Annotated in this window: 26 protein-coding genes; 6 read left to right on the forward strand and 20 right to left on the reverse strand. The window is 69.8% G+C overall.

What is annotated here, in order from left to right; genetic code table 11:
• Nucleotides 1-47 precede the first annotated feature (47 nt).
• The 4 genes from test1122_RS01130 to infC all read right to left on the reverse strand — a co-directional run bounded on the left by test1122_RS01130 (nucleotide 48) and on the right by infC (nucleotide 2,502).
• Nucleotides 48-890, reverse strand: coding sequence for a TrmH family RNA methyltransferase (locus test1122_RS01130; protein WP_232267268.1), 843 nt, complete (start codon nucleotides 888-890; stop codon nucleotides 48-50).
• Nucleotides 891-1,001: 111 nt separating this feature from the next.
• Nucleotides 1,002-1,385 (reverse strand): 50S ribosomal protein L20, encoded by a 384-nt coding sequence (gene rplT, locus test1122_RS01135; RefSeq protein ID WP_232267269.1) that lies wholly within the window; start codon nucleotides 1,383-1,385, stop codon nucleotides 1,002-1,004.
• A gap of 109 nt (nucleotides 1,386-1,494) precedes the next feature.
• Complete coding sequence (rpmI, locus tag test1122_RS01140; RefSeq protein WP_232267270.1) at nucleotides 1,495-1,689, reverse strand: 50S ribosomal protein L35; 195 nt, start codon at nucleotides 1,687-1,689, stop codon at nucleotides 1,495-1,497.
• A gap of 114 nt (nucleotides 1,690-1,803) precedes the next feature.
• Nucleotides 1,804-2,502, reverse strand: coding sequence for a translation initiation factor IF-3 (gene infC / locus test1122_RS01145; protein WP_232267271.1), 699 nt, complete (start codon nucleotides 2,500-2,502; stop codon nucleotides 1,804-1,806).
• 293 nt (nucleotides 2,503-2,795) lie between these two features.
• Between infC and test1122_RS01150 the strand changes: the two genes are divergently transcribed.
• A complete protein-coding gene (locus tag test1122_RS01150; RefSeq protein ID WP_232267272.1) occupies nucleotides 2,796-3,170 on the forward strand; it encodes a DUF1844 domain-containing protein in 375 nt (124 codons plus the stop codon).
• Nucleotides 3,171-3,348: 178 nt separating this feature from the next.
• Here test1122_RS01150 and test1122_RS01155 read toward each other — a convergent pair whose 3' ends face one another.
• From test1122_RS01155 to test1122_RS01165, 3 genes are read right to left on the reverse strand one after another with little or no spacing between them, the layout of a single operon-like run.
• Nucleotides 3,349-4,086, reverse strand: a complete 738-nt coding sequence (locus tag test1122_RS01155) for an SseB family protein (RefSeq protein ID WP_232267273.1) — start codon at nucleotides 4,084-4,086, stop codon at nucleotides 3,349-3,351.
• Nucleotides 4,087-4,113: 27 nt separating this feature from the next.
• Complete coding sequence (mycP, locus tag test1122_RS01160) at nucleotides 4,114-5,310, reverse strand: type VII secretion-associated serine protease mycosin (RefSeq protein WP_232267274.1); 1,197 nt, start codon at nucleotides 5,308-5,310, stop codon at nucleotides 4,114-4,116.
• The gene (locus tag test1122_RS01165) at nucleotides 5,307-6,128 is read right to left on the reverse strand and encodes a hypothetical protein (protein ID WP_232267275.1); all 822 of its coding nucleotides are present in this window, start codon (nucleotides 6,126-6,128) and stop codon (nucleotides 5,307-5,309) included. The genes mycP and test1122_RS01165 overlap by 4 nt, the downstream gene beginning before the upstream one ends.
• A 347-nt stretch (nucleotides 6,129-6,475) precedes the next feature.
• On the opposite strand from test1122_RS01165, the gene test1122_RS01175 reads away from it, so the two are divergent.
• Nucleotides 6,476-7,678: an amino acid deaminase/aldolase gene (locus test1122_RS01175; protein WP_232271696.1), complete on the forward strand. Its 1,203-nt coding sequence runs from the start codon at nucleotides 6,476-6,478 to the stop codon at nucleotides 7,676-7,678.
• Between the two features lie 114 nt (nucleotides 7,679-7,792).
• Here test1122_RS01175 and test1122_RS01180 read toward each other — a convergent pair whose 3' ends face one another.
• The 4 genes from test1122_RS01180 to test1122_RS01195 form a co-directional block, all read right to left on the reverse strand.
• A complete protein-coding gene (locus test1122_RS01180; RefSeq protein ID WP_232267276.1) occupies nucleotides 7,793-8,497 on the reverse strand; it encodes a DUF4142 domain-containing protein in 705 nt (234 codons plus the stop codon).
• A 135-nt stretch (nucleotides 8,498-8,632) separates the two neighbouring features.
• Complete coding sequence (locus tag test1122_RS01185; RefSeq protein WP_232267277.1) at nucleotides 8,633-9,415, reverse strand: 3-oxoacyl-ACP reductase; 783 nt, start codon at nucleotides 9,413-9,415, stop codon at nucleotides 8,633-8,635.
• A complete protein-coding gene (locus test1122_RS01190) occupies nucleotides 9,412-10,815 on the reverse strand; it encodes an aldehyde dehydrogenase family protein (RefSeq protein WP_232271697.1) in 1,404 nt (467 codons plus the stop codon). The genes test1122_RS01185 and test1122_RS01190 overlap by 4 nt, the downstream gene beginning before the upstream one ends.
• A gap of 46 nt (nucleotides 10,816-10,861) precedes the next feature.
• Nucleotides 10,862-12,229 carry a glutamine synthetase family protein gene (locus test1122_RS01195; RefSeq protein WP_232271698.1) on the reverse strand — a complete coding sequence of 456 codons (1,368 nt, stop codon included), beginning with the start codon at nucleotides 12,227-12,229 and terminating at the stop codon, nucleotides 10,862-10,864.
• A gap of 83 nt (nucleotides 12,230-12,312) precedes the next feature.
• Here test1122_RS01195 and test1122_RS01200 point away from each other — a divergent pair, with 83 nt between their 5' ends.
• The 3 genes from test1122_RS01200 (at nucleotide 12,313) to test1122_RS01210 (ending at nucleotide 15,369) form a co-directional block, all read left to right on the forward strand.
• Complete coding sequence (locus test1122_RS01200; RefSeq protein ID WP_232267278.1) at nucleotides 12,313-13,059, forward strand: FadR/GntR family transcriptional regulator; 747 nt, start codon at nucleotides 12,313-12,315, stop codon at nucleotides 13,057-13,059.
• A gap of 97 nt (nucleotides 13,060-13,156) precedes the next feature.
• Entirely contained in the window at nucleotides 13,157-14,626 is a 1,470-nt protein-coding gene (gene eat / locus test1122_RS01205; protein ID WP_232267279.1) for an ethanolamine permease, read from the forward strand.
• A 53-nt stretch (nucleotides 14,627-14,679) separates the two neighbouring features.
• The gene (locus test1122_RS01210; RefSeq protein WP_232267280.1) at nucleotides 14,680-15,369 is read left to right on the forward strand and encodes a gamma-glutamyl-gamma-aminobutyrate hydrolase family protein; all 690 of its coding nucleotides are present in this window, start codon (nucleotides 14,680-14,682) and stop codon (nucleotides 15,367-15,369) included.
• A gap of 49 nt (nucleotides 15,370-15,418) precedes the next feature.
• Here the strand turns inward: test1122_RS01210 and test1122_RS01215 are convergent, their stop codons facing one another.
• The 3 genes from test1122_RS01215 to test1122_RS01225 are packed head-to-tail and all read right to left on the reverse strand — an operon-like array spanning nucleotide 15,419 to nucleotide 18,055.
• Complete coding sequence (locus tag test1122_RS01215) at nucleotides 15,419-16,147, reverse strand: helical backbone metal receptor (protein WP_232267281.1); 729 nt, start codon at nucleotides 16,145-16,147, stop codon at nucleotides 15,419-15,421.
• Complete coding sequence (locus test1122_RS01220; RefSeq protein WP_232267282.1) at nucleotides 16,144-16,335, reverse strand: hypothetical protein; 192 nt, start codon at nucleotides 16,333-16,335, stop codon at nucleotides 16,144-16,146. Before test1122_RS01220 ends, test1122_RS01215 begins: the two co-directional genes overlap by 4 nt.
• 7 nt (nucleotides 16,336-16,342) lie before the next feature.
• A complete protein-coding gene (locus test1122_RS01225; protein WP_232267283.1) occupies nucleotides 16,343-18,055 on the reverse strand; it encodes a BCCT family transporter in 1,713 nt (570 codons plus the stop codon).
• 196 nt (nucleotides 18,056-18,251) lie between these two features.
• On the opposite strand from test1122_RS01225, the gene test1122_RS01230 reads away from it, so the two are divergent.
• Complete coding sequence (locus test1122_RS01230; RefSeq protein WP_232271699.1) at nucleotides 18,252-19,157, forward strand: 5'-3' exonuclease; 906 nt, start codon at nucleotides 18,252-18,254, stop codon at nucleotides 19,155-19,157.
• Between the two features lie 50 nt (nucleotides 19,158-19,207).
• Here test1122_RS01230 and test1122_RS01235 read toward each other — a convergent pair whose 3' ends face one another.
• The 6 genes from test1122_RS01235 to test1122_RS01260 form a co-directional block, all read right to left on the reverse strand.
• On the reverse strand, nucleotides 19,208-20,386 hold the full coding sequence (locus test1122_RS01235) for a phosphatidylinositol-specific phospholipase C1-like protein (protein WP_232267284.1): 1,179 nt from the start codon (nucleotides 20,384-20,386) through the stop codon (nucleotides 19,208-19,210).
• Nucleotides 20,387-20,542: 156 nt separating this feature from the next.
• A complete protein-coding gene (locus test1122_RS01240; protein WP_232267285.1) occupies nucleotides 20,543-23,347 on the reverse strand; it encodes a DEAD/DEAH box helicase in 2,805 nt (934 codons plus the stop codon).
• A gap of 97 nt (nucleotides 23,348-23,444) precedes the next feature.
• Nucleotides 23,445-24,389 carry a twin-arginine translocase subunit TatC gene (tatC, locus tag test1122_RS01245; RefSeq protein ID WP_232267286.1) on the reverse strand — a complete coding sequence of 315 codons (945 nt, stop codon included), beginning with the start codon at nucleotides 24,387-24,389 and terminating at the stop codon, nucleotides 23,445-23,447.
• Between the two features lie 70 nt (nucleotides 24,390-24,459).
• Nucleotides 24,460-24,747, reverse strand: a complete 288-nt coding sequence (gene tatA / locus test1122_RS01250) for a Sec-independent protein translocase subunit TatA (protein WP_232267287.1) — start codon at nucleotides 24,745-24,747, stop codon at nucleotides 24,460-24,462.
• Between the two features lie 213 nt (nucleotides 24,748-24,960).
• Nucleotides 24,961-25,164 carry a hypothetical protein gene (locus tag test1122_RS01255; protein ID WP_232267288.1) on the reverse strand — a complete coding sequence of 68 codons (204 nt, stop codon included), beginning with the start codon at nucleotides 25,162-25,164 and terminating at the stop codon, nucleotides 24,961-24,963.
• Nucleotides 25,165-25,186: 22 nt separating this feature from the next.
• A complete protein-coding gene (locus test1122_RS01260; RefSeq protein ID WP_232267289.1) occupies nucleotides 25,187-26,146 on the reverse strand; it encodes a helix-turn-helix transcriptional regulator in 960 nt (319 codons plus the stop codon).
• Between the last annotated feature and the right edge of the window lie 8 nt (nucleotides 26,147-26,154).

The raw sequence follows: 26,154 nt of genomic DNA on the forward strand, positions 1-26,154 counted from the left end.
CTGCCCACCTGGCCCGGCACGGCGGACCCACAGGTCAGGCCACCCTACTAGCTGGAGGTGACGGAGCGGCACCCTCCCGCAGCACGCTGCGCACGGGCTGAGGCATAGAGGCACACGGCTGCCGCGGTAGCCAGATTCAGGCTCTCGGCCTTTCCATGAATCGGCACCCGCACCACCGCGTCGGCCAGGGCGCGGGTTTCCTCCGGCAGGCCCCAGGCCTCATTGCCGAAGATCCAGGCGGTACGGCCGCCCATGGCGCCGTCGTCCAGCTCGGCGTCCAGGTCGCGCTCACCCGCTCCATCGGCCGCCAGAACCCGCACCCCGCTCTCGCGCAGCCCGGCGACAGCCCGCTCGACCGGGACGCCGACGGCCACCGGGAGGTGGAAGAGGGAACCGACAGAGGCCCGTACCGACTTGGGGTTGTAGAGATCCACCGAGGCGTCGGTCAGCACCACCGCGTCGGCCCCGGCGGCATCCGCGCAGCGCAGCACGGTGCCCGCGTTGCCGGGGTCACGGACATGGGCGAGCACGGCGACCAGCCGGGGGTTCCGGGCCAGGATCTCCGCGAAGGGCGAGTCCAGGAAGTGGCAGACGCCGATCAGTCCCTGCGGGGTGACGGTCTGCGAGATATCGGCCATGGTCGCGTCGGAGGCGAGGTGCACAGGGACCCCCGCGGACTCGGCCGCGGTGACGATATCGGAGTGCCGCTCGGCGGCGTCCAGCGTCGTGAAGAGCTCGATGAGGGTGGTGCTGTGCGCGATCGCCTCCCGTACGGCCTGCGGGCCCTCGGCGAGGAATCTGCGTTCTTTGCCGCGGAAGTTACGGCGGGCCAGCCGACGGGCGGCGGCTACGCGCGGATTGCGCGGGGAGATGGGCTCGGCGGTTCCCATGGTGCGGCGTCTCGCTTCTGGTCTGCGTACGGATGCTGCGTACGGATGCGAACGCACCGGACCCGCAGGCGAGCAGCCTGCGGGTCCGGTATCACGCTGTCAGGCTGCTGTTCAGGCGGCCTTCGGGGCGTTGACGTCGCTCGGCAGCGCCTTCTGGGCAACCTCGACGAGCGCGGCGAACGCGTTCGGGTCGTTGACCGCGAGGTCAGCCAGCATCTTGCGGTCCACCTCGACCTCAGCGGCCTTCAGGCCCTGGATGAAGCGGTTGTAGGTGATGCCGTTGGCGCGGGCAGCGGCGTTGATGCGCTGGATCCACAGCTGACGGAAGTCGCCCTTGCGCTTCTTGCGGTCGTTGTAGTTGTAGACGAATGAATGGGTGACCTGCTCCTTCGCCTTGCGGTACAGGCGGGAGCGCTGGCCACGGTAACCGCTGGCCTGCTCGAGGATCGCCCGGCGCTTCTTGTGGGCGTTGACTGCCCGCTTGACGCGTGCCACGTGATAACTCCTTGTAGCGGGGCCGTGGGTTCACTCACACGACCCGGAAATCGATGGGGTCCCGGTCTGGGTCCGCGCCCTCCCCGGGTTCGGGATCAGGGCAGCCGACTCACTTGCCGAGAAGCTTCTTGATCTTCTTGGCGTCGGCCGGGGCCATCTGGACCTTGCCCGCGAGACGGCGCGTCAGCGTCGACGGCTTGTGCTCGAGAAGGTGGCGGCGGCCGGCGCGCTGACGCATCACCTTGCCGGAGCCGGTGATCTTGAAGCGCTTGCTCGCACCACTGTGCGTCTTGTTCTTCGGCATGTCGCCGTTCTCTCCTCGTCGGTGGCGTTCCCGTCTGGTGTCCGGTCCGTAAACCGGCAGGCGGGAACGTCAGATGTTCGGTTGAAGTTCCGGGGCGGAGCCCCGGAGCGAGACTCACGCCTCGGCGCGCTCCTCGGCGGGTGCGCTGCCCGGCTGACGGCCGGCCTTGCGGGCGGCCTGTGCCTCGCGGGCTTCGGCCATCGCCTCGGTCTTCTTCTTGTGCGGACCGAGAACCATGATCATGTTGCGGCCGTCCTGCTTCGGATTGGACTCCACGAAGCCCAGGTCCTGGACATCCTCCGCGAGCCGCTGCAGCAGCCGGAAGCCCAGCTCGGGGCGGGACTGCTCGCGACCACGGAACATGATCGTGATCTTGACCTTGTCACCCTGCTTGAGGAACCGGACGACGTGACCCTTCTTGGTGTCATAGTCGTGCGGATCGATCTTCGGCCGGAGCTTCATCTCCTTGATGACCGTGTGCGCCTGGTTCTTGCGCGCCTCACGGGCCTTCATGGCCGACTCGTACTTGAACTTTCCGTAGTCCATGAGCTTGCACACGGGCGGGCGCGCGTTCGCGGCCACCTCGACGAGGTCGAGATCGTATTCCTGCGCAAGCTCCAGGGCTTTGGCAAGCGGCACAATGCCGACCTGCTCGCCGCTGGGTCCGACGAGTCGCACCTCGGGGACGCGAATCCGGTCGTTGATGCGGGGCTCGGCGCTGATGGGGCCTCCTCGGTTGCACCACGCGATTGTCTGGCGGACAGCCGCGTAACGTCTGTATCGGTGTGACCGTCCCACCGCGACGCGTGACATGAGAAACGCCCCGGACAGGACACAGGCGGGGCTCCTCATAGACCGGGAGCACCGCCGCGATCACCGCGGGGCGCAGCCTGACCAATGACCTGCCAGCCAAACACGAAGCCGGTCAGGTGGGAGAATCGGAGCCTCCACTTGCGGGTCGGACAGGGGTGTCCGACCGGTCGCTGACTATGCTACACGACTCTTACACGGCGAGCGTCCGGTGTGCTAAGCCGATGGCGTCCGCCCTTCCTCATGGGCCTAGGCTGGACGCGCCCCTCAGTTCGCACGGACAGACGAAGAGAGCCATGACCGACGCTACCCCCCAGCCACCGGACGGGAACACCACTCCCGGCTTCGACGCCATGACCCGCGATATCGCGGATGTCCCCGCGGTCGAGGTGATCACCACCGTCGCGGTCCATCTGATGAGTTCGGCCGCGGTCAATCTCGGGCTGGCCGAGGAGGGCGAGCAGCACAAGGACCTCGACGAGGCGCGCAAGCTCATTCACTCGCTGGCCGGGCTGGTCACCGCCAGCGCCACGGAGATCGGCTCCTATCACGCGGGGCCGCTGCGGGACGGGCTCAAGTCCCTTCAGCTCGCCTTCCGCGAGGCGTCCGTCGTCCCCGACGAGCCGGGCCAGGGCCCCGGCGAAAAGTACACCGGCCCCGTCTACGGCTGACCCAGCGCCATGTTGTGCCCACCCGTGCCTCCCCCAGACTTCGTCCGGGGGGACCCCCAGAGGGGCGTGGGGGCACCTCCCAGCGTTAGCTGGGGGAGGGTTGGGCACAACACCGGTCCCGGAGCCGCACCGGCCAACCCCGGGGCCCGGGGGCGAAGCCCCCCCGCCGCGCGGCCGGTCAGCGGCGGAAGAAGGGCTCGCCGGAGAGGGGGGTGTCCGGGGGAAGCAGGGCCAGGGTCAGGCCCCGCACCAGGCGGGCGCGCAGCACCTCGTCGGCGGCGAGCGCGTCGGCCACCCGCCCCGCCACCCGACGGGCGTGGGCATCCGCCCGAAGCTGCAGTGCCAGCGTTCCGTCGGCGTCGCCGCCCGGAGCCAGCCGGGCGCTGAGTACGGCGGGCTCCGCGGCCAGCACAGCACGCAGCGCCTCGGTGACGGCCGGGTCGTCCAGGGGGCCGGGAACGGTCGTGCGGCCCTCGGCCAGCGCGCGCAGCGCGGCACCGGTCAGCTGATAGGTCACCGGCCCGGCCAGATCGAGCACCAGGGTGTCGGCACCCTCCTGGGCCGCGGCCCGCAGCGCCTGGTGCAGCGGCACGGCGACCGGGCGGGCTTCCGCACGCCAGCGGGCCAGCGTCCCGGTGGAGGTGAACGCGGGCAGCGCACGACGGCCATCCGGGGCGGTGAGGGTGGGCACCGCCATATCGCTGCTCTTCTCCCGGCGCAGTCCGTCCCCTCCGGTCTCGGCCTCGCCGAGCACGGCGACCACAGGGACCAGCAGCCTCGCCCGGGAGAGCGCGGCGAGCAGCTGGGGTTCGGCCGCGCGGTCCTGGGACCAGGCGGTGAGGGCCTCGGCGAGGGCGGGGTCGGCTGAGCCGTCGTCACCCGCGAAGCCGGGGTCGGGAATGTTCTTGAGCGCCACCCGGAGAGCGTAGCCCGCCCCGGGCGCTCAGCGACGCCGGGGCAGTCTGATCCCGCGGTACATGGCCACCGAGCCCGCGATGAACAGCGCTCCCAGCACTCCGGCGGCGGGAGCGAGCCAGCCGGTCCCGATGCCGTCGTCGTCGGGCCGCGGCCCGGCGCCGAAGTACTCCTTTCCGTAGGGCTCCGGGGTGGGGCGCTGCTTTCTGGGCTTGACGTTCGCGCCGAGTTCGATCGCGGCCGCCACATCGACCACACCGGTGCCCAGCGAGTCGCTGCGGCCACCCGCGGGGGTGTTGCGGGCGGTGTCCGAGAGAAGTTTCTTGATCTGGGCCGGGCTCAGGTCCGGATGGGCGGCGCGGACCAGGGCGGTGACGCCGGAGACCACCGCGGCGGCGGCGCTGGTGCCCCAGCCGTTGTAGTACTTGCCGTCCGGGTCGGCGATCACCACATCCTTGCCGGGTGCGCTGACGGTGGCGTACCAGCGGCGGGTGGAGAAGGAGGCACGGGCGCCATAGCGGTCCACGGCGGTCACCGTGATCACCCCTGGGTAGGCGGCCGGATAGGAGACCCGGTCACCGTCCTCACCGCCGTTGCCCGCGGAAGCGACCACCACGGCGCCCTTGCGCAGCGCGTAGCGGACGGCGGCGTCCTCGCGGGGGTCGGGGTGGGCGGCGGCGCTGTCGTCGCCCAGCGACAGATTGATGACCTCGGCCCCCTGGTCGACCGCCCAGCGGATGCCTTCGGCCAGCGCGCCGCCCCGGGCGCTGCGGGCCTTCTTACGCTGTGGGTCGCCCTCCTCCAGCAGCACCCGGACCGGCAGGATCTTGGCCTCGGGTGCGATGCCGAGCACCCCCTCCCGGCGGCCGGAGCCGTGGCCGCGCCCCGCGATGATCCCGGCCATGGCGGTGCCGTGCCGGGCCCAGGAGCGATCGCCGCGCTGTGCGCCGAAGCCGATGACGTCCTTGCCCGTCAGCACCGCGCCCCGGAGGTCGGGGTGGTCGGCGTCGACCCCGGTATCGAGCACCGCGACGGTGACGCCCGCGCCCTTGGTGGTCTTCCAGGCGTCCCGGGCGCCCACCGTCTCCAGCGGCCACTGCCGGTCCCGGATGCCGTCCGCGTACGCGTGGTCCGCCGGGAGCAGAGCCAGCAAGGTGAGCAGCGCGGCGGCGAGCAGCGCCGCCGTGCGGCGGCGCTGCTCGCCGGGGGGGCGCGTGCTGGTCATCGGTCCTCCTCGGTGCCGTCCCCAGTGGCTGGGGGCGCTGTCCCGGTCGCCTGGCTCAGGGAGAGGATGCCGCGCTCTATGCGGTCCGCGATGCCCTGGGCGTCGTGGCCCAGACCGGCCTGGGCGGGGGCGGTGGTCTCCCCCTTCTCGGTAGCTTCGGCGGCTGGCTGGGGTTCGCTGACGATGCGTCCGTCGACGAAGCCGGTCACCGCGTAGATGACGATGGGGGCGTCGGTACGGACACGGATCGTCCAGGTGGCGCGCTGTGCGTCGCCGAACCCCGCCGAGTCGGTACCGCGGGCGGCGTACGGACGGGGCATCAGATCGGTGCGCTGGGTGAGGTTTTCCCCGGCGAACCGATCGCGCAGGTCGCGCATGCCCGCCGGGTCGGCCCGGGTGAAGAGCACACCTACGGTGGTGACGCTGCTGGAGGTCTCGTCGATGTAGGTGGCGCGGACCAGGCGGCGGCAGCCCACGGGGGAGAGGACCTTGGTGAGCAGTTCGTCGAAGGCGCGCTCGCAGGCGCTGTCGGGGGCGACGGCCGCCCGTATCCAGCGCCGCTCCGCGCCTCCCGGGCCCGCGCTGTTGGCCCGCAGGCGCTGCGGAAAGAGCTTGTCGACCGGCTTTTCGCGCCACAGGTCCCGCGCGTCAGCGAAGGCGGTCTCGGCGGTGGGCTGGTCCTCGGCGTCCCCGGTCAGCCAGTTGCCGGCCACGGCGCCGGTGAGCAGTCCGATGCCGAGTACGAGGCAGATGGCCGCGGAGACGGTACGGGTCCGGGTGCGCGGCGCGCGCTTGGGCTCGGGCGGCTGGGGAGGCATACCGGGCAGCTGCGGCCCGGCGGGTATCGGCGACGTGGCGCCCGGGGCCGCCCCCCTGGGAGGCGGCGGCTGCGGCGGTACGAACGGCCTCGGTGGTATGAGAGGCGGCAACGGTGCACGTGATGGGTCCGCCTCTGTGCTCACCGGCACCCCCTGGCTCAGTACCGGCTGCCCGGCTGGTTCTCGTTTGCGGGCAGGCCGGTTCGTATCCGGACAACACGCCGTTGACCAGGCGGTCACGGTGTGTGCGTCACTTTACGGGGAGCCCTGGTGGGTCCGGCAACCCGCTCCCGGGAGGGCTGTCCAGGAGGGCTCGGTTCTGGCAAGCTGCCCGCGTGTTCGACGCTATCGCTCACCCAGCCGCCGACCGGGCCCGCTACGACCGGGCCACCGCTCATCTCAACGCGCCGCTGGCCATGGTCGATCTGGCCGCGTTCGACGCCAACGCCGCGGACATCGTCCGACGGGCCGACGGCAAGCCGGTCCGGGTCGCCAGTAAGTCGGTGCGCTGCCGGGCGCTGCTGGAGCGGGTACTGGAGCGGGACGGCTTCCATGGGGTGATGAGCTTCACCCTCGCCGAATCCATCTGGCTGGCCCGCTCCGGGGTGTCCGATGTGCTGCTGGCCTACCCGTCCGTGGACCGGGTCTCCTTCGCCGAACTGGCCGCCGATCCCAAGCTCGCCGCCGCGGTGACCGTGATGGTCGACGATCCGGCGCAGTTGGCGCTGATCGATATGGCCCGGGACGGCGGCCGGGAGGAGATCCGGGTCTGTCTGGAGCTGGACACCTCGCTGCGGCTGCTGGGCGGCCGGGTGCGGATCGGCGCCCGCCGCTCCCCGCTGCACTCCCCCGCCCAACTCGCGGAGCTGGCCCGCTCGGTGGTGCGGCGGCCCGGTTTCCGGTTGGTGGGGCTGATGGCGTACGAGGGCCATGTGGCCGGTGTGGGGGACTCCGTTCCCGGGCATCCGCTGCGCTCGCGCGGTATCCGGCTGATGCAGCGGGCGGCACGCCGGGAGCTGGCCGAGCGCCGGGCGGCGGCCGTACGGGCCGTGACGGCGGTGCAGCCGGAGCTGGAGTTCGTCAATGGCGGTGGCACCGGCAGTGTGCAGCACACGGCCGCCGAGGAGGCGGTCACGGAGATCGCGGCGGGCTCGGGGCTGCTGATGCCACGGCTTTTCGACCACTACACCTCGTTCACCGGCCGCCCGGCCGCCCTGTTCGCCCAGCCCGTGGTACGCCGCCCGGGGGTGGGCGTCGTCACGGTGCTGGGCGGTGGCTATCCCGCATCGGGCGCGGCGGGTGAGGACCGGCTCCCGACGCCGTATCTGCCCGAAGGGCTGCGCTACGACCCGCGGGAGGGCCCGGGTGAGGTGCAGACGCCACTGCTGGGCCCGGCCGCGGATGACCTCCTCATCGGTGACAAGGTGTGGTTCCGGCATGCCAAGGCCGGTGAGCTGGCCGAGCGCTTCGCGGAGCTGCATCTCATTGAGGGTGACCGGATTACGGCGACCATGCCGACGTACCGGGGCGAGGGCCGTACCTTCCTGTGACACCTGTGACACCGCCAGCTCCCGCGACCGTAACGGCGCGCGGGAGCCGGAGGCCGCGCCGCACGGCTACGGCTACGGCTACGGCTACGGCTACGGCTACGGCTACGGCTACGGCTACGAGGAGACAGCCTTCTCTACCTCCTCCAAGGACTTGGCGTCCACCAGCCCGGTGTCCTCAAGCACCTCCAGATGGTCCAGTACCGTCTGGTTCGCCTGGCGGGCGTGACGGCGGATGAGGTCATTCTGGGTGGCGCCGCGCACCTCGCCGATGGTGGCGAAGATCTTGCCGTGTGACACCCGCAGCACATTGGCGAAGAGACGGTCGAACTCCGCGCCACGGGCGTTCTTCAACTGCTCGACCCAGTCCTGCTGCTCCTCGGTGGCCTGATTGGGGATGGTGACGCCGAGTATCTTCGCGTCCTCGCGCACCAGCTGGTCCAGCTTGGCGTGTCCGTCCAGCAGATGGAGGCCAGCGCGCTTGACGGCCTCGCTGGAGCCGTTGGTCTGCGCCAGCCGGCCGGCCGGGATCTCCCATAGCCCGGCCTGCCGCACCGCCACCAGGAACTTCTTGTCGATCTCGGTCACCGTGCCCACCTCCACCGGCTTCTCGCCTCCGGAGGTGCCGGAACCACCCGTGTGCGCTGAGTCGTTGCCGCTGTGCTGCGATCCGGCCGCCGCGGTGCCAACGTCCGCACTGCTGCTGCCGCTCTGCAACGACAGCAACACGGCGGAGACCGTGATGAGGATCGCGGCGGCGACGGTGACCGCGGTCAGCCTGGTCGGTACCTTGCGCCCTGTCAGTCGTCGATAGGACCGCATCCGTTCTCCTTCTTCGCGCCGAGCCCCCTCGGTACGCAGCGCACACTGCCGTGTGTGCCCTGGCCATGGGGGAAGTTGCGCGAGAATGGACGAGGACCGCCCACCGTCGCCGCCGATGCGGTACGGTCACGCGTTCTACACAGGTGTCACATACGCACCGGAGATCCCGCCGTCCACCAGGAAATCGGCGGCGTTGATGAAGGACGCGTCATCGCTGGCCAGAAAGGCCACCGCGGCGGCGATCTCCTCCGGCTCGGCGAAGCGGCCGACCGGGACATGCACCAGACGGCGCTGGGCCCGCTCCGGGTCCTTGGCGAACAGCTCCTTGAGCAGCGGCGTGTTGACCGGCCCGGGGCACAGCGCGTTGACCCGGATGCCCTCGCGGGCGAACTGGACGCCCAGCTCCCGGGACATCGCGAGCACCCCGCCCTTGGACGCGGTGTAGCTGATCTGGGAGGTGGCCGCGCCCATCACCGCGACAAAGGACGCCGTGTTGATGATGGAGCCCCTGCCCTGGCGCTGCATATAGGGGATGGCGTGCTTGCAGCACAGATAGACGGAGGTGAGGTTGACCTCCTGGACCCGTCGCCAGGCGTCCAGCCCGGTGGTGAGGATCGAGTCGTCGTCAGGTGGTGAGATCCCCGCGTTGTTGAAGGCCACATCGATGGAGCCATAGGTGTCGTAGGCGGTCTTGAAGAGCGCCTCCACCTGGTCGGAGTCGGTGACATCGACCGGAACGTAGAGACCGCCGACCTCCTCGGCGGCCGCCTTGCCGCGCTCGCTGTCCACATCCGCGCAGACGACGTTGGCGCCCTCGGTGGCCAGCCGCCGTACGGTGGCCAGTCCGATGCCGCTGCCCGCCCCGGTGACCACGGCGGTACGGCCCACCAGCCGACGGCATACTGCTGCTTCGGTCACTGCTGCTCCTCGGTGCTCAGGAAGACGTTTTTGGTTTCGGTGAAGGCGGCCAGCGCGTCCGGACCCAGCTCACGGCCGAGTCCGGACTGTTTGTAGCCGCCGAAGGGGGTCGAGTAGCGCACGCTGCTGTGCGAGTTCACGGAGAGATTGCCCGCCGCTACGGCCTGGGACATGCGCAGGGCGCGTGCGGTGTCGCGGGTCCAGATCGAGCCGGACAGTCCGTACGCGGTGTCATTGGCGAGCCGTACGGCGTCGGCCTCGTCGTCGAAGGGAAGCACAACGGCGACGGGTCCGAAGATCTCCTCGACGGCGGTACGGTCCCGCGGATCGCCCTCCAGCACGGTGGCCGGATACCAGAACCCGGCGCCCTTGGGCGCCTCGCCCCGGATGGCCGCCGGGAAGTCCTCGGGGACGTAGGAGCGTACGCGCTCGCGCTGGGCGGCGGAGATCAGGGGGCCCATCCCGGTGTCCGGGTCGGTGGGGTCGCCGCAGCGGAAACCACGCACGGCTGGCTCCAGCAGCTCCATGAACCGGTCGTAGACGCGGGCCTGGACGAGGATACGGCTGCGGGCGCAGCAGTCCTGCCCGGTGTTGTCCAGGAAGGAGCCGGGAGCGGCGGCCGCGGCCCGCTCCAGATCGGCGTCGGCGAAGACGATATTGGGGCTCTTGCCGCCGAGTTCAAGCGTCACCCGTTTCACCTGGGCGGCGCACTTGGCCATGATCTCCTTGCCGACCGCGGTGGAGCCGGTGAAGACGACCTTGGCGACGCCGGGGTGTTCGACCAGGGCGTTGCCCGCGACGGGCCCGGCGCCGGGCAGTACCTGGAAGAGCCCTTCGGGCAGCCCGGCCGCCAGGGCGAGCTCGGCCAGACGCAGCGCGGTGAGCGGGGTGGTCTCGGCGGGCTTGAGCAGGACGGCGTTGCCCGCGGCGAGTGCGGGCGCGGTGCCCCAGGCGGCGATCGGCATGGGGAAGTTCCAGGGCGCGATGACGGCGACGACACCCAGCGGCTCGGTGAAGGTGAGGTTCACGCCGCCGGAAACGGGGATCTGGCTGCCGGTCAGCCGCTCCACTCCCCCGGCGGCGTAGTCGAGGAGGTCGCGGACGTTGCCCGCCTCCCAGCGGGCGTTGCCGATGGGGTGGCCCGCCTCGGTGACCTCCAGCTGGGCGAGCTCTTCACGGTGTTCATCGACGGTGAGCGCGAAGCGGCGCAGCAGCCGGGCTCGTTCGCCCGGGGCGAGGGCCGCCCAGCCACGCTGGGCGGAGGACGCCCGTACGACTGCGGCGTCCACGTCCTGTGCGGTGCTGGCGGGGACGGTGGCGACCAGCTCTTCGGTCGTCGGGTTGATCACACGGTGCTCGTGCGGCTCCGGCTGCTCCGGCTGCTCCGGCTGCTCTGACAGTTCCAGTTCTGACTGTTCTGACTGTTCTGACAAGGGGGTGCGGTCCTCACATGCGCTCGAAGGAGCGGTAACGCTCCCAGTCGGTCACTGCGGTGTCGTAGGCCTCTTGCTCAACGCGGGCCATATGGCGGTAGTGCTCGACCACGTCGTCGCCGAAGGCGGCCCGGGCCAGCGCGCTGCCCGCCCAGAGCTCGGCGGCCTCGCGGAGCGTGCCGGGCACATGTACGGCGTCGCCGTCGTAGGCGTTGCCGGTGCAGGGCTCAGGGAGTTCCAGCGCCTGGTCAATGCCGTACAGGCCGCCCGCGATCATGCCCGCGACGGCGAGATACGGGTTCACATCGCCGCCGGGCAGGCGGTTCTCCATCCGGTGTGCGTGGCCGTGACCGATGACCCGGTAGGCGCAGGTGCGGTTGTCCGGTCCCCAGGCGACGGCGGTGGGCGCGAAGGAGCCGGGCTGAAAGCGCTTATAAGAGTTGATGTTGGGCGCGTAGAGCAGGGTCAGCTCACGCATCGTGGCGAGCTGTCCGGCGAGGAAGTGCCGCATGGTCTTGGACATGCCGTACGGGTCGTCGTCCCCGGCCAGTACCGGTGCGCCGGACTCATCACGCAGCGAGAGATGAATATGGCAGGAGTTGCCCTCACGTTCATCGAACTTCGCCATGAAGGTGAGCGACAGCCCCTCCTGCGCGGCGATCTCCTTGGCGCCGGTCTTATAGACCGAGTGCTGGTCACACGTGGTCAGCGCGTCGTCGTAGCGGAAGGCGATCTCATGCTGGCCGAGGTTGCACTCACCCTTGGCGGACTCCACGGTCATCCCGGCGGCGCCCATCTCGTTGCGGATGCGGCGCAGCAGCGGCTCCACCCGGCCGGTGCCGAGGATGGAGTAGTCGACGTTGTACTGGTTGACCGGGGTGAGTCCGCGATAGCCGCTCCCCCAGGCCTGTTCATAGGTGTCCTTGAAGACCATGAACTCCAGCTCGGTGCCCGCGTAAGCGGTCCAGCCGCGGTCGGCGAGCCGGTCGAGCTGACGGCGCAGTATCTGCCGTGGCGAGGCGGTGACCGGTGAACCGTCGTGCCAGGCGAGGTCGGCGTTCATCAGCACGGTGCCCGGGTGCCAGGGGGTGCGGCGCAGGGTGCCCGCGTCGCCGTGCATGGCGAAGTCGCCGTAGCCGCGCTCCCAGGAGGACATGGCGTAGCCGTCGACGGTGTTCATATCGGCGTCCACGGCGAGCAGGTAGTTGCAGCCCTCGGTGCCATGGGTGAGGACGTCATCGAGGAAGAAGCGCGCGGCGAACCGCTTGCCCTGGAGCCGTCCTTGCATATCCGTGAAGGCGAGTACCACCGTGTCGATGTCGCCCGCGTCGACACGTCGGCGGAGTTCACCAATGGAGAGTGGGGGTGTGCGGTCTGCCATGCGGTCTGCCACGAAGGGACCTCCTGTTTGTGCCGCCGGAAGCCATAAGGTAGTCCTGAATACCATTGAAGGGAAGGGATTCGATGAACGAGAGCCAGACGGCGGACGGAGCGCAGGACGCGGACCGGCTGGCGCCGGTGCTGCGCCCCGTACGGGCGGGCGGGGGCTTTGAGGAGGCACTGGAGCAGATACTCCAGATCGTCCGCCTCGGGCTGGTGCGGGCCGGCGAACGGCTGCCCGCCGAGCGGGAGCTGGCCGAGCGGCTGGGGATCAGCCGGGTCACCCTGCGGGAGGTACTCAAGGTGCTCTCCGACCAGGGCCTGGTGGAGAGCAGGCGCGGACGGTACGGCGGCACGTTCGTTCGGCGACCGGAACCGCGCTCCCACGCGCCGGAGGAGCTGCGGCGCCGGGTGGCGGCCGTGGATGTCGACGACACCCTGCGCTTCCGCGAGGTGCTCGAGGTCGGCGCCGCCGGGCTGTGCGCCGCTCAGGGCCTCACGGAGGAGCAGGCGGACCGGTTGCGCGCCGCGCTGGCGGCGACCGGGGACGCCGCACTGCCGGACTACCGCCGCCAGGACACCCTCTTCCATCTCGCCCTGGCCGAGCTGGCCGGCTCGCCGTCGCTCACCGCGCAGTACGCGGCCGTACGGGCGACGGTCAACGATCTGCTGGACTGCATCCCGCTGCTGGTGCGCAATCTGGAGCACGCGCAGCAGCAGCACACCGCGCTGGTGGAGGCGGTACTGGAGGGCGACGCGGAGGGGGCCCGGGAGGTGATGCGTGAGCACTGCGCCGGGACGGCCGCGCTGCTCAGGGGCTTCCTGACGTGAACGCGTAATCATTCTTTACCGCACAGGGCTTGCGCATCCTCGTATCGCCCCGCAAAGGTATGGGCCCCAACCAATGACCTCAGGGCAGGAGCGGCTCATGGCCGAGGGAACCGATTCGCCAACCACCGTGACCACCAGAAACTCCCCGTCTCCCGAGGACGCCTACCTCCAGCGCCGCTCGCTGCGGCGTGGCAGCGCCGGCTGGGTGCTGCTGACCGGCCTCGGCGTCGCCTATGTCGTCTCCGGGGACTACGCGGGCTGGAACTTCGGCCTCGCCGAGGGCGGCTTCGGCGGGCTGGCCATCGCCACGGTCTTGATGGGCCTGATGTACACCTGCCTGGTGTTCTCGCTCGCCGAGCTGTCCTCGATCCTGCCCACCGCGGGCGGCGGCTACGGCTTTGCCCGGCGCGCCCTGGGCACCTGGGGCGGCTTTCTGACCGGCACCGCCATCCTCATCGAGTACATCCTGGCGCCCGCCGCCATCTCCGTGTTCATCGGCGGATATGTCGAGTCGCTGGGCCTGTTCGGGCTGGAGTCCGGCTGGCCGGTGTATCTCGCCTGCTTCGCGATCTTCATCGGAGTGCATCTCTGGGGCGTCGGTGAGGCGCTGCGCTTCAGCTTCGTGGTCACCGGGATAGCCGTCATCGTCCTCATCATCTTCTCCATCGGTGCCCTCACCCATTTCGACGCCGCCTCGCTCACCGACATCAAGGGCGACGGCGACGCCTTCGGCGCCAACTCCTGGCTGCCGTACGGGCTGCTGGGGATCTGGGCGGCCTTCCCGTTCGGCATGTGGTTCTTCCTCGGTATCGAGGGCGTACCGCTGGCCGCCGAGGAGACCAAGGAGCCCGCGAAGACCATGCCGAAGGCGATGGGCCTGGCCATCGGCATCCTGGTGCTGCTGGCGCTGCTCACCCTGCTGCCCGCCGCCGGAGCCGCCGGGTCCGATGCCATCAAGGACGCCGACAATCCCCTGGTCGCCGCGCTGGAGGCGGCCACCGGCGGAGATCCGACCATGCTCAGCAGGATCGTCAACTACGCGGGCCTCGCCGGACTCATCGCCTCCTTCTTCTCCCTCATCTACGCCGGATCCCGGCAGCTGTTCGCCCTCTCCCGGGCCGGCTATCTGCCCCGCTTCCTCTCCCTGACCAGCGGCCGCAAGGCGCCCTACCTCGGGCTGCTGGTGCCCGGAGCGATCGGCTTCTCGCTCGCCGCGGCCACCGGGGACGGCGCCCGGATGCTCAATATCGCGGTGTTCGGCGCGGCCATCTCCTATGTGCTGATGTCGCTCTCGCACATCGTGCTGCGCCGCCGCGAGCCCGGGCTGCACCGCCCCTACCGCACCCCGGGCGGAATGGTCACCTCATCGGTGGCCTTCGTCCTCGCCTGCACTGCGGTCGTCGCCACCTTCCTGGTGGACCCCAAGGCCGCCGGGATCGCCTTCGTGCTGTACGTCGTGGCCGTCGGCTACTTCACCTGCTTCTCCCGGCACCGGCTGGTCGCCGCCGCTCCGGAGGAGGAGTTCGCCGCACTGGCGGAGGCCGAAGCCGAGCTGGAACGCGGCTGAACATCGCTGGCCATACCATCGCCGGCCATACCGAACTGGAGGTTTCTGTGTCCATGCCCGCCCCCCTCATCGGCATCAGCACCTATCTGGAGCCCTCGGCCCGGTGGGGGGTGTGGGACCTGCCCGCCGCGCTGCTGCCCGCCGGATACCACCGGCTCACCCAGCGCGCGGGCGGCCTGGCGGCGCTGCTGCCGCCGGACGACGCACCCGGGGCAGCCGGGGCGGCGGTGGCCCGGCTGGACGGGCTGGTGATCGCGGGCGGACCGGATGTCGAACCGGTCCGCTATGGCGCCGTGCCCGAGCCGAGGACGGGACCGCCCGCCCGGGAGCGGGACGCCTGGGAACTGGCCCTGATCGAGTCGGCGCTGGCCGCCGGGCTGCCCCTGCTGGGCGTGTGCCGGGGCATGCAGCTGCTGAACGTCGCCCTCGGCGGCACCCTTGTGCAGCACCTCGACGGTCACTCCGGCCCGCCCGGCGTCTTCGACACCCACACCGTCAAGCCGGTGCCGGGGACGCTGCTGGACGGTGTGCTGGCTGAGCCGGTGACCGTGCGGACCTATCACCACCAGTCGGTTGACCGGCTCGGCCGGGGCCTGACCGCGAGCGCGTACGCGGCGGACGGCACGGTGGAGGCGGTCGAACTCCCGGGCGCGGACGGCTTTGTCCTGGGGGTCCAGTGGCACCCGGAAGCCGATGACGACGTACGCGTCATGCGCGCGCTGACCGCCGCGGCGCGCGGGTGAGCGAGAGCGGTTCCCGCACCGACCGGGGGCGGGACGGTTCGGGTGCTGTTCAGGGGAGCGCTGCCCGCAGTGCCGTGCTGAGCACGGCCGGGGCTGTGGCCAGCGATGGCCCGTACCAGGTGAGATGGCGGCCGCTGAGCAGCGCGGCGGGCAGCCCCGGGAAAGCGTCCGGGCCGTCGTCAGCGGTGAAGACATACGGCTCATCGGGGAGGACGACCAGCTCGGCGCCGCGCCCGTTCAACTCCTCGACGGGGATGCGCGGATACCGGTCCGGATGGTCCGCGTACACATTGCGCACGCCCAGCCGGGCGAGCAGATCACCCGCGAAGGTGTCCCGGCCCAGCACCATCCAGGGCCTGCGCCAGACCGGCACGACCGCGGTCACCGCGAACTCGCCCTGGAGGCCCTGCCAGGCCGCCTCGGCCGCGTCCAGCCAGGGTGGCCGGGTGAGTCCGCAGCCGCTGACCAGCACCCGCTCCAGCTCGGTAAAGGCCTGTGGCAGGGTTCGGACCTCGGTCACCAGCACCTCAAGGCCGGCGGCACGCAGTGCGGCGAGATCCGGTTCGCGGTTCTCCTCCTCATTGGCGATGACGAGGTCCGGCGCCAGCTCGATGATCCGGTCGGTGTCCGGGTTCTTGGTACCCCGGACACGGGCCACCTCAAGATCCGCCGGGTGGGCGCACCAGTCGGTGGCGCCGGCCAGCAGCCCGGGGGCGGTAGCGGCGACAGCCTCGGTGAGCGAGGGCACCAGGGAGACAACGCGCCGTACCGCGGTCACGCCGCTGGCTCCGGCGTTGTCTCCGGGCTTGCCCCGGGGGCCGTCTCCGGGGCTGCCCCGGGGTGCAGCTGCGCCTCGCCGGTGACCCGGATGCCGGTCTCCTGGCCGGGGCGTACGGCGACCGGTCCGGGCCCGGGCCAGGGCGACGCGCTGCTGCTGGCCGCCGGAGAGTCCCCGCCCGGAAACATGGGTCAGCTACTTCTTGCCCAGGTCGGCCTGGGTGTCACCCGGCCCCTCGGAGAGGGTGCCGCTCTCCAGGCCCTCCTCTATCGCCGCGACCGCCTGGCCGATCAGCCGGTCCTGCTGCTCCTTGCGCCGTGCCGCCAGATACATCTGGCGTTCCCGGTGGAAGGACTTGATCGTGGCGATACACATACCGATCATCACAAAGCTGAAGGGCAGCGCGATGATGATCGCCGCCGTTCGCAATGTATCCAGGGCAGCGGTTCCGGTGCCGCTGGCCACCAGCAGAGCGATGGCCACGGCACCCTCCGCGGCGGCCCAGAACACCCGGCTCCACACCGGTGGTTCGGGGTCGCCGCCGGAGGCCAGCATGTCGACCACATAGGAGCCGGAGTCCGAGGAGGTGACAAAGAAGAGCACGATCAGCAGGATCGCCACACCGGCGACCAGCGCACCGCCGGGCATGGTGTCGAGCAGCTGGAAGAGCGCGCTGTCCGGATCGGTACCGCCCTCCCTGAGCCCGCCGGCTCCGAACATCTCGCGGTGCAGCGCCGCACCGCCGAAGACGGAGAACCAGAAGAAGGTCAGCAGGGTCGGCACCAGCAGTACACCGCAGACAAACTCACGGACCGTACGGCCACGGGAGATACGGGCGATGAAGATGCCGACGAAGGGCGCCCAGGAAATCCACCAGCCCCAGTAGAAGACGGTCCAGCCCTTGACCCACTCAGTGCCCGCGCTGCCCTGCGAAGCACCGGTGTCAAAGCTCAGCGCGAGGATGTTCTGCAGATACGCGCCGATGTTCTGGACGAAGCCGTTGAGGATGAACAGCGTCGGGCCGGCGACAAGAATGAAGAGCACGACCGCGGCGGCCAGCACCATATTGATGTTGGACAGCCACTTGATGCCCTTGCCGATACCGGTAACGACCGAGATGATCGCGATCAGGGTGATGCCGATGATGAGGGCGACCTGCAGGCCCTTGCCCGGCCGGTCCACCCAGTCCTGGAAGTTCAGCCCGGCGGAGATCTGCATGACGCCAAGACCGAGCGAGGTGGCCACACCGAAGAGGGTGCCGATGATCGCTACGACATCGATGGCATCGCCCCAGCGACCCTTGATCTTGTCACCGAGGAGCGGCTCAAGGGCCCAGCGGATAGAGACCGGGCGGCCCCTGCGGTGCACGGCGTAGGCGACGGCCAGGCCGACCACGACATAGATGGCCCAGGGATGAACGCCCCAGTGCAGAAACGTCTGCACCATGGCCGCTTCGCCCTTCGCGGCCTCGCCCCCGCCAGTGCCCGGCCTGGGGGCATCGAAGTGGGACAGCGGCTCGGCGACACCCCAGAAGACCAGACCGATGCCCATACCCGCGGCGAACAGCATGGCCAGCCAGGAGCCCAGGCCGAACTCGGCCTTCTCCTCGTCCCTGCCCAGCTTGATGTCGCCGTACCGGCCGATGCCCACCCACAGAGCGAAGATCACAAAGAGCGAGACAATCGCGGTGTAGTACCAGCCGAGGCCGCCGATGATCTGGTTCTGCACCGCCCCGACGTGACTCTTCGCCGCGTTCGGGAAGACCGTGGCGTAGAGAACAAAGGCGGCGATGATGATCGCGGAGGGCCAGAAGACGCGCGGTGCGATCGACGACTTACGCGGAGTCACCTGTTCTCGTTCCGCGTCCGGTTTGTCACTCGGCGAATTCGCCATCTGCTGGGCGGCCACGCACTCATCCCTTTTGTTGTCGGTGTCAGGCGACTGGCGGATCGGGGCATCTTCGCCCCGACTGCCCCCGCCTGCCCCAAAAGTATGAACTCATGCATCACGAATAAGTTACCGCCCGACAACAAAACGTTACGCGACGCGGGACCTTGGTCCCGGGCGACTGCGGCATCATCGGGTTGTGACGACACCACGCCTGATGCTCCTTGACACCGCCTCCCTGTACTTCCGGGCCTACTTCGGCGTTCCGGAATCGGTGCGGGCCCCCGATGGAACGCCGGTCAACGCGGTACGCGGACTGCTCGACTTCATCGCCCGGCTGATCCATGACCACCAGCCCGATGCCCTGGTGGCCTGCATGGACGCCGACTGGCGGCCCGCCTGGCGGGTTGAGCTGATCCCCACGTACAAAGCACACCGGGTCGCTGAGGAGGCCGAGGAAGGGCCGGATACGGAGGAGATCCCGGACACCCTCACCCCGCAGGTGCCGGTGATCGAGGGTGTGCTGGACGCCCTCGGCATCGCCCGGGTGGGCGCGGCGGGCTATGAGGCCGATGACATCATCGGCACGCTCACCCGCCGCGCCACCGGTCCCGTCGATATCGTCACCGGGGACCGGGACCTCTTCCAGCTGATCGACGACACCCGGAAGGTACGTGTCCTGTACCCGGTCAAGGGCGTCGGCACCCTGGCCGTCTTCGATGAAGCGGCGCTGCGCGAGAAGTACGGGGTAAACGGTTCCGGTTACGCCGATCTGGCGCTGCTGCGCGGTGACCCCAGTGATGGCCTGCCGGGAGTGCGGGGCATCGGCGAGAAGACCGCGGCCACACTGCTGAACACCTATGGCGACCTGATCGGGATCCTGGTCGCGGTCGATGACCCCACCTCCCGGCTGACCCCCTCCCAGCGCAAGCGGCTGACCGAGGCACAGCCCTATCTCGCTGTCGCGCCGAAGGTGGTCCGGGTGGCCGACGATGTCGCGCTGCCGGAGTTCGACGCGGCACTCCCCACCGGCCCCAGGGACCCGCGGGCCCTGGACGAACTGGCCGAGCGGTGGGGGCTGGGGAGCCCGCTGCAGCGACTGCTCTCCGCCCTCCAGGAGTAAACCGCTCAGGCGCTCGGTGGACCGCGCGGGCAGCGGCGCAGCAGGAGCGGTCACCGCTCCAGCGGCCTCCTGGGACACTTCACCTCCGGCACACTGACCGGGTTGCAGCGCACCGTCGCACCACCGGGCAGCCGCGCGGCATAGTCCGAACCGTAGCGGGCGGCCAGGCCGGGCACCGGGAAGTCGGTGGACACCATCTGGGCGCCGGAGTCGAGAGCGGCACGCAGCATGCCCGTATCGCCGCTGGAGGCGTGCTCGACGGGGATATCGGAGCGGGTCCGCACAAAGTAGCCGCGCTTGACCAGGTCGCTGATCACGGCCTGGTTGGCTCCGGTCGGGTCGTTCCACTTCACAAAGGCGGCGTCGGCACGGCCGGGGCGGGAGGCGGTGAACAGCACCCGGCCCTGGAGGCTTTCCCGGCCGCCGGCGCGGTAGGCGTCCTGGAGCTGCTGGTCGTCATTGTCCATCAGGAACATCACCTGGCCCCTGGTATCGGCGACCCTCGGCCAGCCGCGCTTCAGCACCGACTGCTCCAGGGTCTCACCCGCGCGGCGGATGTCATCGGGGTTGACGGTCCGTTCGTCCCCGAAGACGGTGCGGATCTCGGCGTCCAGGGCATCGAGCATCGCGGTGTCCCACGGCGGGCTCTTGGCCCCGCCCAGCTCCTCCAGTCTGGGGTCGGTGCGCTTGAGCTCCAGCAGGACCGGGACGGTGACATGGCCGGGCTGCCGGTCGGACCACTCCTTGACCTGGGTGAGACAGCCGGTGAGCGTGACGCAGCTGGTCTCATAGTCGAAGTCGGCCAAGTGCAGCACCTTGAAGCCGGGCCTCTTCCACTCCGGGGCGGTCAGTGGCGGCTGCTGGGCAAACGCCCGGATGAGGGGGCTGGCGTAGAGCCCGCCGTCCGGATCGGGGAAGACGTCCAGCTCAATGCCGCGAACGCGCTGTGCGCCTAACTGCACGGGCAGCGAAGCATGACTGTAGAGCAGATTCCGGAAGTCCGGGTCATGCTGCTCCATGATCTTCTGCTCGGCGAAGGAGACCTCACGGTGATAGCTGTTGTGCGTGGCCATCGCCTGGAGCTGATTGAGCCTCAGCTCTCTGGCCGGATCATGCCGTGAAGTGGCCTGGGCCCCCGATGACAGCGCCGCGACCGCGGTGACCGCGACGAGCGCCGCCCCGGCGGAGAGCCGTCCGCGGAGCCTGCTTCTGCGGATATACCTGCGCACACTGACCTCCCGTTGACGTCTGATACGAGGTCAACATGCCGGTGGCCCGAAGTACGGTCAACACCGCACATCTGGCCACTCGTTGAACTCCCGTATCAGACGCACGGCTGGTACAACCGGCGCAAGCCGATACCAGTGGTACGAGAGGCCCCGGCCTCAGCCCACCGAGGAGTAGGCGACAACGCCGCGCAGCATGCCGTCGACCGCCCGGCGGGCATTGCGCACAACGGTGCTGCCCTCGGGGGCGGCGGCCGCGATCTGCCCCAGCACATCGATGACCTGCTTGCACCAGCGGACGAAATCACCGGCGGGCATCTCCACATCGCGCAGCACCGCGTCCAGGCCATGGCCCTCGGCCCAGCGGTAGGCGGCCCAGGCGAATCCGAGATCGGGCTCCCGCTGGCCGACGCCTTCCGTCTGGTTGATGCGGTGCTCCTCCTCCAGCGCGTCAAGACGGCCCCAGATACGGACCATCTCGCCCAGCGCCCCCTTGGCCCGGCCGCCGGGCAGCCTTGGCGGCAGCGCGTCGTCAGCCGTCCGCGCCTCATACACCAACGCGGAGGCGCAGGCGGCCAGTTCGGCGGGCGGCAGCCCCTCCCACACGCCCTCGCGCAGACACTCGGAAGCCAGCAGATCCAGCTCACCGTAGAGCCGGGCGAGCCGCTTGCCGTCCTCGGTGACCTGGTCGCCCTGGAGATAGTCGAGGTCGGACAGGAGCGCGTAGACCCGGTCGAAGGTACGGGCGATCGTGTTCGTACGTCCCTCAATGCGCCGCTCCAGCTGCCGGGTATCGCGCCGGAGCCGGTGGTATCGCTCGGCCCAGCGAGCGTGGTCCTCCCGCTCGTCACAGCCATGGCAGGGATGGGCCCGGAGAGCGGCGCGCAGCCGGGCGATCTCGCTGTCATCGGCGGCCGCCGCGCGCTGCTTCTTATGCCGCTGCGGCTCGAAATGGCCCGCCTTGGTGCGCAGTGTGGAGGCCAGATCGCGGCGGGACTGCGGGCTGCGCGGATTGAACGACTTGGGGATCCGCATCCGGTCCAACGGCTCGACCGGAACGGGGAAGTCAATGCCCGCCAGCCGCTTGACCTGCCGCTGTGCGGTGAGCACCAGTGGGCGGGGCCCGTCGTGGTGGTCAAAGCCCCGGTGGCCGGGGCTGCGCCCGGCGGGCAGCCCCGGGTCGAGCACCAGCGCGAGTCCGGCGAACTTGCCGGTGGGCACATGGATGATGTCGCCGGGCTTGAGCTTCTCCAGCGCGGTGGCGGCCTGCGCCCGGCGCTGCACCGCGCCCTGCTTGGCCAGCTCGGTCTCCCGGTCCTTGAGGTCCCGGCGCAGCCGCGAGTACTCCTCGAAGTCGCCCAGATGACAGGTCATGGAGGTCCGGTAGCCCTCCAGCCCCTCCTCGTTCTTCTGCACCTGACGGGAGATTCCCACGACCGAGCGGTCGGCCTGGAACTGGGCGAAGGACGTCTCCAGCAGCTCACGGGAGCGATGGCGGCCGAACTGCTCGACCAGATTGACCGCCATGTTGTACGACGGCTTGAAGGAGGAACGCAGCGGATACGTGCGTGTCCCCGCCAGCCCCGCGAGCGCGCCCGGGTCCATGCCGCGCTGCCACAGCACCACCGCGTGTCCCTCGATATCGATACCGCGCCGCCCGGCCCGGCCCGTCAGCTGGGTGTACTCACCAGGTGTGATGTCGGCGTGCTGCTCACCGTTCCACTTGACCAGCTTCTCCAGCACCACCGACCGGGCGGGCATATTGATGCCCAGTGCCAGGGTCTCGGTGGCGAACACGGCCTTGACCAAGCCCTGGACAAAGAGCTCCTCGACGACCTCCTTGAAGGTCGGCAGCATGCCGGCGTGGTGCGCGGCGATACCGCGCTCCAGGCCCTCCAGCCACTCGAAGTACCCCAGCACATGAAGGTCCTCATCGGGGATGGAGGCGGTGCGCTCCTCGGCGATCTGCCGGACCTTGGCGCGGGCCGCCGCGTCGTTGAGCCGCAGCCCGGCGTACAGACACTGCTGTACCGCGGCTTCGCATCCCGCGCGGCTGAAGATAAAGGTGATCGCGGGCAGCAGACCCTCGGCGTCGAGCCGTTCGATGACCTCGGGGCGGCTGGGTGTCCAGATCCGGCTGCGCTGGCGGCGCTCACGCTCCCGGTCGGCCTCCCGCAAGGGCCCACCGCGGCGGCGGCCTGGCGGTCCGGTGGTGCGGCCGTTCTCCATCCGGGCCATCCGCACCAGGTCGGGGTTGACCTCGCGCTTGGCGGCCTTCTCCTCGAAGAGGTCGTACATCCGCCGCCCGGCCAGCACATGCTGCCACAGCGGCACCGGACGGTGCTCCGAGACGATCACCTCGGTGTCGCCACGCACGGTGTCCAGCCAGTCACCGAACTCCTCGGCGTTGGAGACCGTCGCAGACAGCGAGACCAGGGTCACCGACTCCGGGAGGTGGATGATGACTTCCTCCCAGACGGCGCCACGGAAGCGGTCGGAGAGGTAGTGCACCTCGTCCATCACCACATAGGCCAGGCCGAGCAGGGTCTGCGAACCGGCGTAGAGCATGTTCCGCAGGACCTCGGTGGTCATCACGATCACCGGCGCCTCGGAATTGACGCTGTTGTCACCGGTCAGAAGGCCGACCTTGTCGGGTCCGTACCGCCTGACCAGGTCGCTGTACTTCTGGTTGGACAGGGCCTTGATGGGGGTGGTGTAGAAGCACTTACGGCCCTCGGCGAGAGCCAGGTGGACGGCGAACTCGCCGACGATCGTCTTGCCAGAGCCGGTGGGGGCGGCCACCAGCACGCCTTTCCCGGTTTCCAGGGCCTGGCATGCCTCGATCTGGTAGTCGTCCAGCTCGAAGTCGTACATCTCACGGAAAGGGGCGAGCGCGGTGGCCTGCTCGGCAGCGCGTTGCCGAGCGGCGGCGTAGCGCTCAGCAGGGGACATGTCCTCGGTCATCGTGTGTACGAGCCTACCGGCCACCTCTGACAGCGCACACGATCTTTATCCGGGGGTCCGTACCCGCACCAGCGGGTGCCCGTATCCGCTCGCCCGGTCAGGTGGCGTCGTCGTAACCGTTCCGCCTGGTCCGGCCGTCATCGTCCGGGGAGCCGTCGGCCTGCTCCGGCAGCATCCGGCTCGTCGAGACCGGCTCGGGGGTGAGGTCGATATCGGAGGCCTCGTCGTCGCTCAGCCCGGCATCCGGGTCCTTGTTGAGGCGGCGGCGGTCGTTGAGCAGCGAGAACCCGGTCGCACCGAAGTAGAGCACGGTGATGGGCACCGCGAGGACGATCATCGACAGGGGGTCGGTGGGCGTGACCATCGCTGAAAAGATGGCGATGGACAGCACCATGCCACGCCACCAGCCCAGCATCCGCTTCCCGGAGAGCACACCTCCCGCGTTGAGCAGCATCAGCACCAGCGGCAGCTGGAAGGCAAGGCCGAAGGCCAGCACCATTTTCACGGAGATGCCCACCATGTCGTCGACCGAGATGAAGTTGGTCGAACCGTCGATGCTGAAGCTGAGCAGAACGGGAATGGCGAGCGGCAGCACCCAGTACGCGAGGTAGGCGCCGGTCAGGAACAGTGGCGTGCCAAGCGCCACCGCGGACAGCGCGTACTTCTTCTCATGCCGGTGCAGGCCGGGGGCGAGGAAGGCCCAGAGCTGGTACAGCCACACCGGCGCGGAGGCCACGAGGGCGGCCATCAGTGAAATCTTGACAAAGGTGGTGAACGGGGAGGTGAGCCCGTCCTGCTTGAGGATGGCGCAGCGCTTACCCGTCTCCGCGAAGAATTCCGCGGCCTTGGCTTCACTGGGACACACCGGTACCGGGGCGGTGATGAACGCGGCGATGTCCTTGGCGAAAAACAGCGCCACGATCATGATCGGCACAATGGCCAGCAGCGCCTTGACCAGCCGGTTGCGCAGCTCGCGCAGATGTTCCACCAGGGGCATCCGCCCCTCGGGGTCCCTGGGCTTCTTGCGGGCGGACTTGAGCAACCCACGTCCTCATCTCATGGGGCGGCCGACGGGCGGCGCATGCCCACTGTCTGCGGTGAACCGGAGGGCGTCAGCCCTGGCTGGTGTGCTTCGGCTCCTCGACAGGGCGCGAGCTGGTGACATCGCCGGGGGCGGCCTGGATGGTCCTGGGCGCCGAGGTCTCCTCCGTGGCGGAGGAATCCGTCGTGGCGGTGTCCGAGGAGGACTTGTCGCTCTTCATCGCCGCGGTTTCGCTCTTGAGAATACGCAGGGACTTGCCCAGCGCCCGGGCGGTATCGGGAAGCCTCTTGGCACCGAAGAGCAGCACAATGATCCCAAGGATGATGACGATCTGCCAGATGCCGACATTACCGGGCATGAGTGCCTACCTTCTCGCCGAGGCCACGTGAGGGTTCGTGTTGCGGCTGATCGGAAAGGTGCCGACCGTCGCATGGACAGTCATCGTAACGCGCAGGGGTAAACGCCGGGCAATGCCCATGCGTACTCCCGGCTACGGCCACCGCCTCGGTTCCGGGGCCGCGTTCAGCAGCGTACCGCCCGTGCTGTGCGGCTGCGCAGCCCCGGCATCGGCTCAGCTCCGCCGTGCGGACTCCGCGCGCGTGGCGAGCGGGGTGGCCGCGCGCTCCAGATCCTCGGTGGCACGCGTGATGCGCTCAGCGCTGTCACCGACCGCCCGGGACAAGCGCCGCACCTCCAGCCCCACCCGGACGGCGAGGACGCCGAGCACGGCGGTTCCGCAGAAGGCAAGCGCGAGGAAGAACATCGGCCAGAGCATGCGGGTGAGCGTAGTGGACCGCTCAGTCCCCGTACGCCGCCAGGGCCGCCCGGGCGGCCTCCCGGGCGCTGTCCGCCAGCTCCTGGGGCGCGATGATCCGCCCGTCCCGGCCCAGCCGCAGGGCAAGACGGCGCAGCGAGGCCGGGTCGGGGGTGCGCAGCGTGATCCGCAGGCCTCCGTCGGAGAGCTCCTCAGCGCTGTCGTGCGGGTAGTACTCGGCCACCCAGCGGCCTCCGGGACCGACCTCAACGACCACCTCGGGGTCCTCGGCGGCGGGCTGTACCAGCCCCTCGCTCAGATCCCGCGGCCTGATCGGCGGCGGATCGGCGGGCTCGTCCAGCAGCCGGATTTCGGCGACCCGGTCCAGCCGGAAGGTCCGCCGTGCCTCGGAGAGCCGGCACCACGCCTCCATATACGTGTGTCCGAGGACGAACAGCCGGATCGGGTCGACCGTCCGCTCGGTCAGCTCATCGCGGGCCGGAGAGTAGTAGCGCAGCCACAGTCTGCGGCGTTCGGCGATGGCGCGGTCGACATCGGCGAAGACCCCGCCCTCGGACTCAAAGGTGACCGACAGCCGGGAGCTGGCCCCGGCGCTCTCCCCCGCCGCGGCCTCCAGCTTGGCGGTGGCCCGCAGCAGCGCCTCCCGGTCGCTCTCCCGCAGCCCGGGCAGGGTGGCCACCGCGCGGGCGGCCACCAGCAGCGCGGTCGCCTCATCGGCGGCCAGCCGCAGCGGCTCCCCGGTGGAGCCGACGGCATCGGCGTTGTGCCACCAGATGTGCTCACCATCGGTGTCGATATCGAGCAGATCACCGCCACGGAAGCTCGTGCCGCACATGGGCAGCACATGGAGATCGGAGATCAGCTCATCGGGGGTGATCCCGAAGGCCCGGGCGACCTCGTCGACCCGGGCGCCGGGGCGCTCCCGCAGGTAGGTCACCAGGGAAAGCAGTCGACGGGTCTGGTCAATGGCGTTGGTTGCCATAGCTGCCT

This window comes from Streptomyces gobiensis, from assembly GCF_021216675.1.
GTDB classification, from domain to species: Bacteria; Actinomycetota; Actinomycetes; order Streptomycetales; family Streptomycetaceae; genus Streptomyces; species Streptomyces gobiensis.

Excerpts from the sequence above, each read along its gene's own strand:
- test1122_RS01130 (WP_232267268.1), bottom strand. The coding sequence starts at position 890 with ATGGGAACCGCCGAGCCCATCTCCCCGCGCAATCCGCGCGTAGCCGCC.
- rpmI (WP_232267270.1), bottom strand. The coding sequence starts at position 1,689 with ATGCCGAAGAACAAGACGCACAGTGGTGCGAGCAAGCGCTTCAAGATC.
- infC (WP_232267271.1), bottom strand. The coding sequence starts at position 2,502 with ATGTCACGCGTCGCGGTGGGACGGTCACACCGATACAGACGTTACGCG.
- test1122_RS01150 (WP_232267272.1), top strand. The coding sequence starts at position 2,796 with ATGACCGACGCTACCCCCCAGCCACCGGACGGGAACACCACTCCCGGC.
- mycP (WP_232267274.1), bottom strand. The coding sequence starts at position 5,310 with ATGACCAGCACGCGCCCCCCCGGCGAGCAGCGCCGCCGCACGGCGGCG.
- test1122_RS01165 (WP_232267275.1), bottom strand. The coding sequence starts at position 6,128 with ATGCCTCCCCAGCCGCCCGAGCCCAAGCGCGCGCCGCGCACCCGGACC.
- test1122_RS01180 (WP_232267276.1), bottom strand. The coding sequence starts at position 8,497 with ATGCGGTCCTATCGACGACTGACAGGGCGCAAGGTACCGACCAGGCTG.
- test1122_RS01195 (WP_232271698.1), bottom strand. The coding sequence starts at position 12,229 with ATGGCAGACCGCACACCCCCACTCTCCATTGGTGAACTCCGCCGACGT.
- test1122_RS01200 (WP_232267278.1), top strand. The coding sequence starts at position 12,313 with ATGAACGAGAGCCAGACGGCGGACGGAGCGCAGGACGCGGACCGGCTG.
- eat (WP_232267279.1), top strand. The coding sequence starts at position 13,157 with ATGGCCGAGGGAACCGATTCGCCAACCACCGTGACCACCAGAAACTCC.
- test1122_RS01210 (WP_232267280.1), top strand. The coding sequence starts at position 14,680 with ATGCCCGCCCCCCTCATCGGCATCAGCACCTATCTGGAGCCCTCGGCC.
- test1122_RS01220 (WP_232267282.1), bottom strand. The coding sequence starts at position 16,335 with ATGTTTCCGGGCGGGGACTCTCCGGCGGCCAGCAGCAGCGCGTCGCCC.
- test1122_RS01230 (WP_232271699.1), top strand. The coding sequence starts at position 18,252 with ATGCTCCTTGACACCGCCTCCCTGTACTTCCGGGCCTACTTCGGCGTT.
- test1122_RS01240 (WP_232267285.1), bottom strand. The coding sequence starts at position 23,347 with ATGACCGAGGACATGTCCCCTGCTGAGCGCTACGCCGCCGCTCGGCAA.
- tatA (WP_232267287.1), bottom strand. The coding sequence starts at position 24,747 with ATGCCCGGTAATGTCGGCATCTGGCAGATCGTCATCATCCTTGGGATC.
- test1122_RS01255 (WP_232267288.1), bottom strand. The coding sequence starts at position 25,164 with ATGCTCTGGCCGATGTTCTTCCTCGCGCTTGCCTTCTGCGGAACCGCC.
- test1122_RS01260 (WP_232267289.1), bottom strand. The coding sequence starts at position 26,146 with ATGGCAACCAACGCCATTGACCAGACCCGTCGACTGCTTTCCCTGGTG.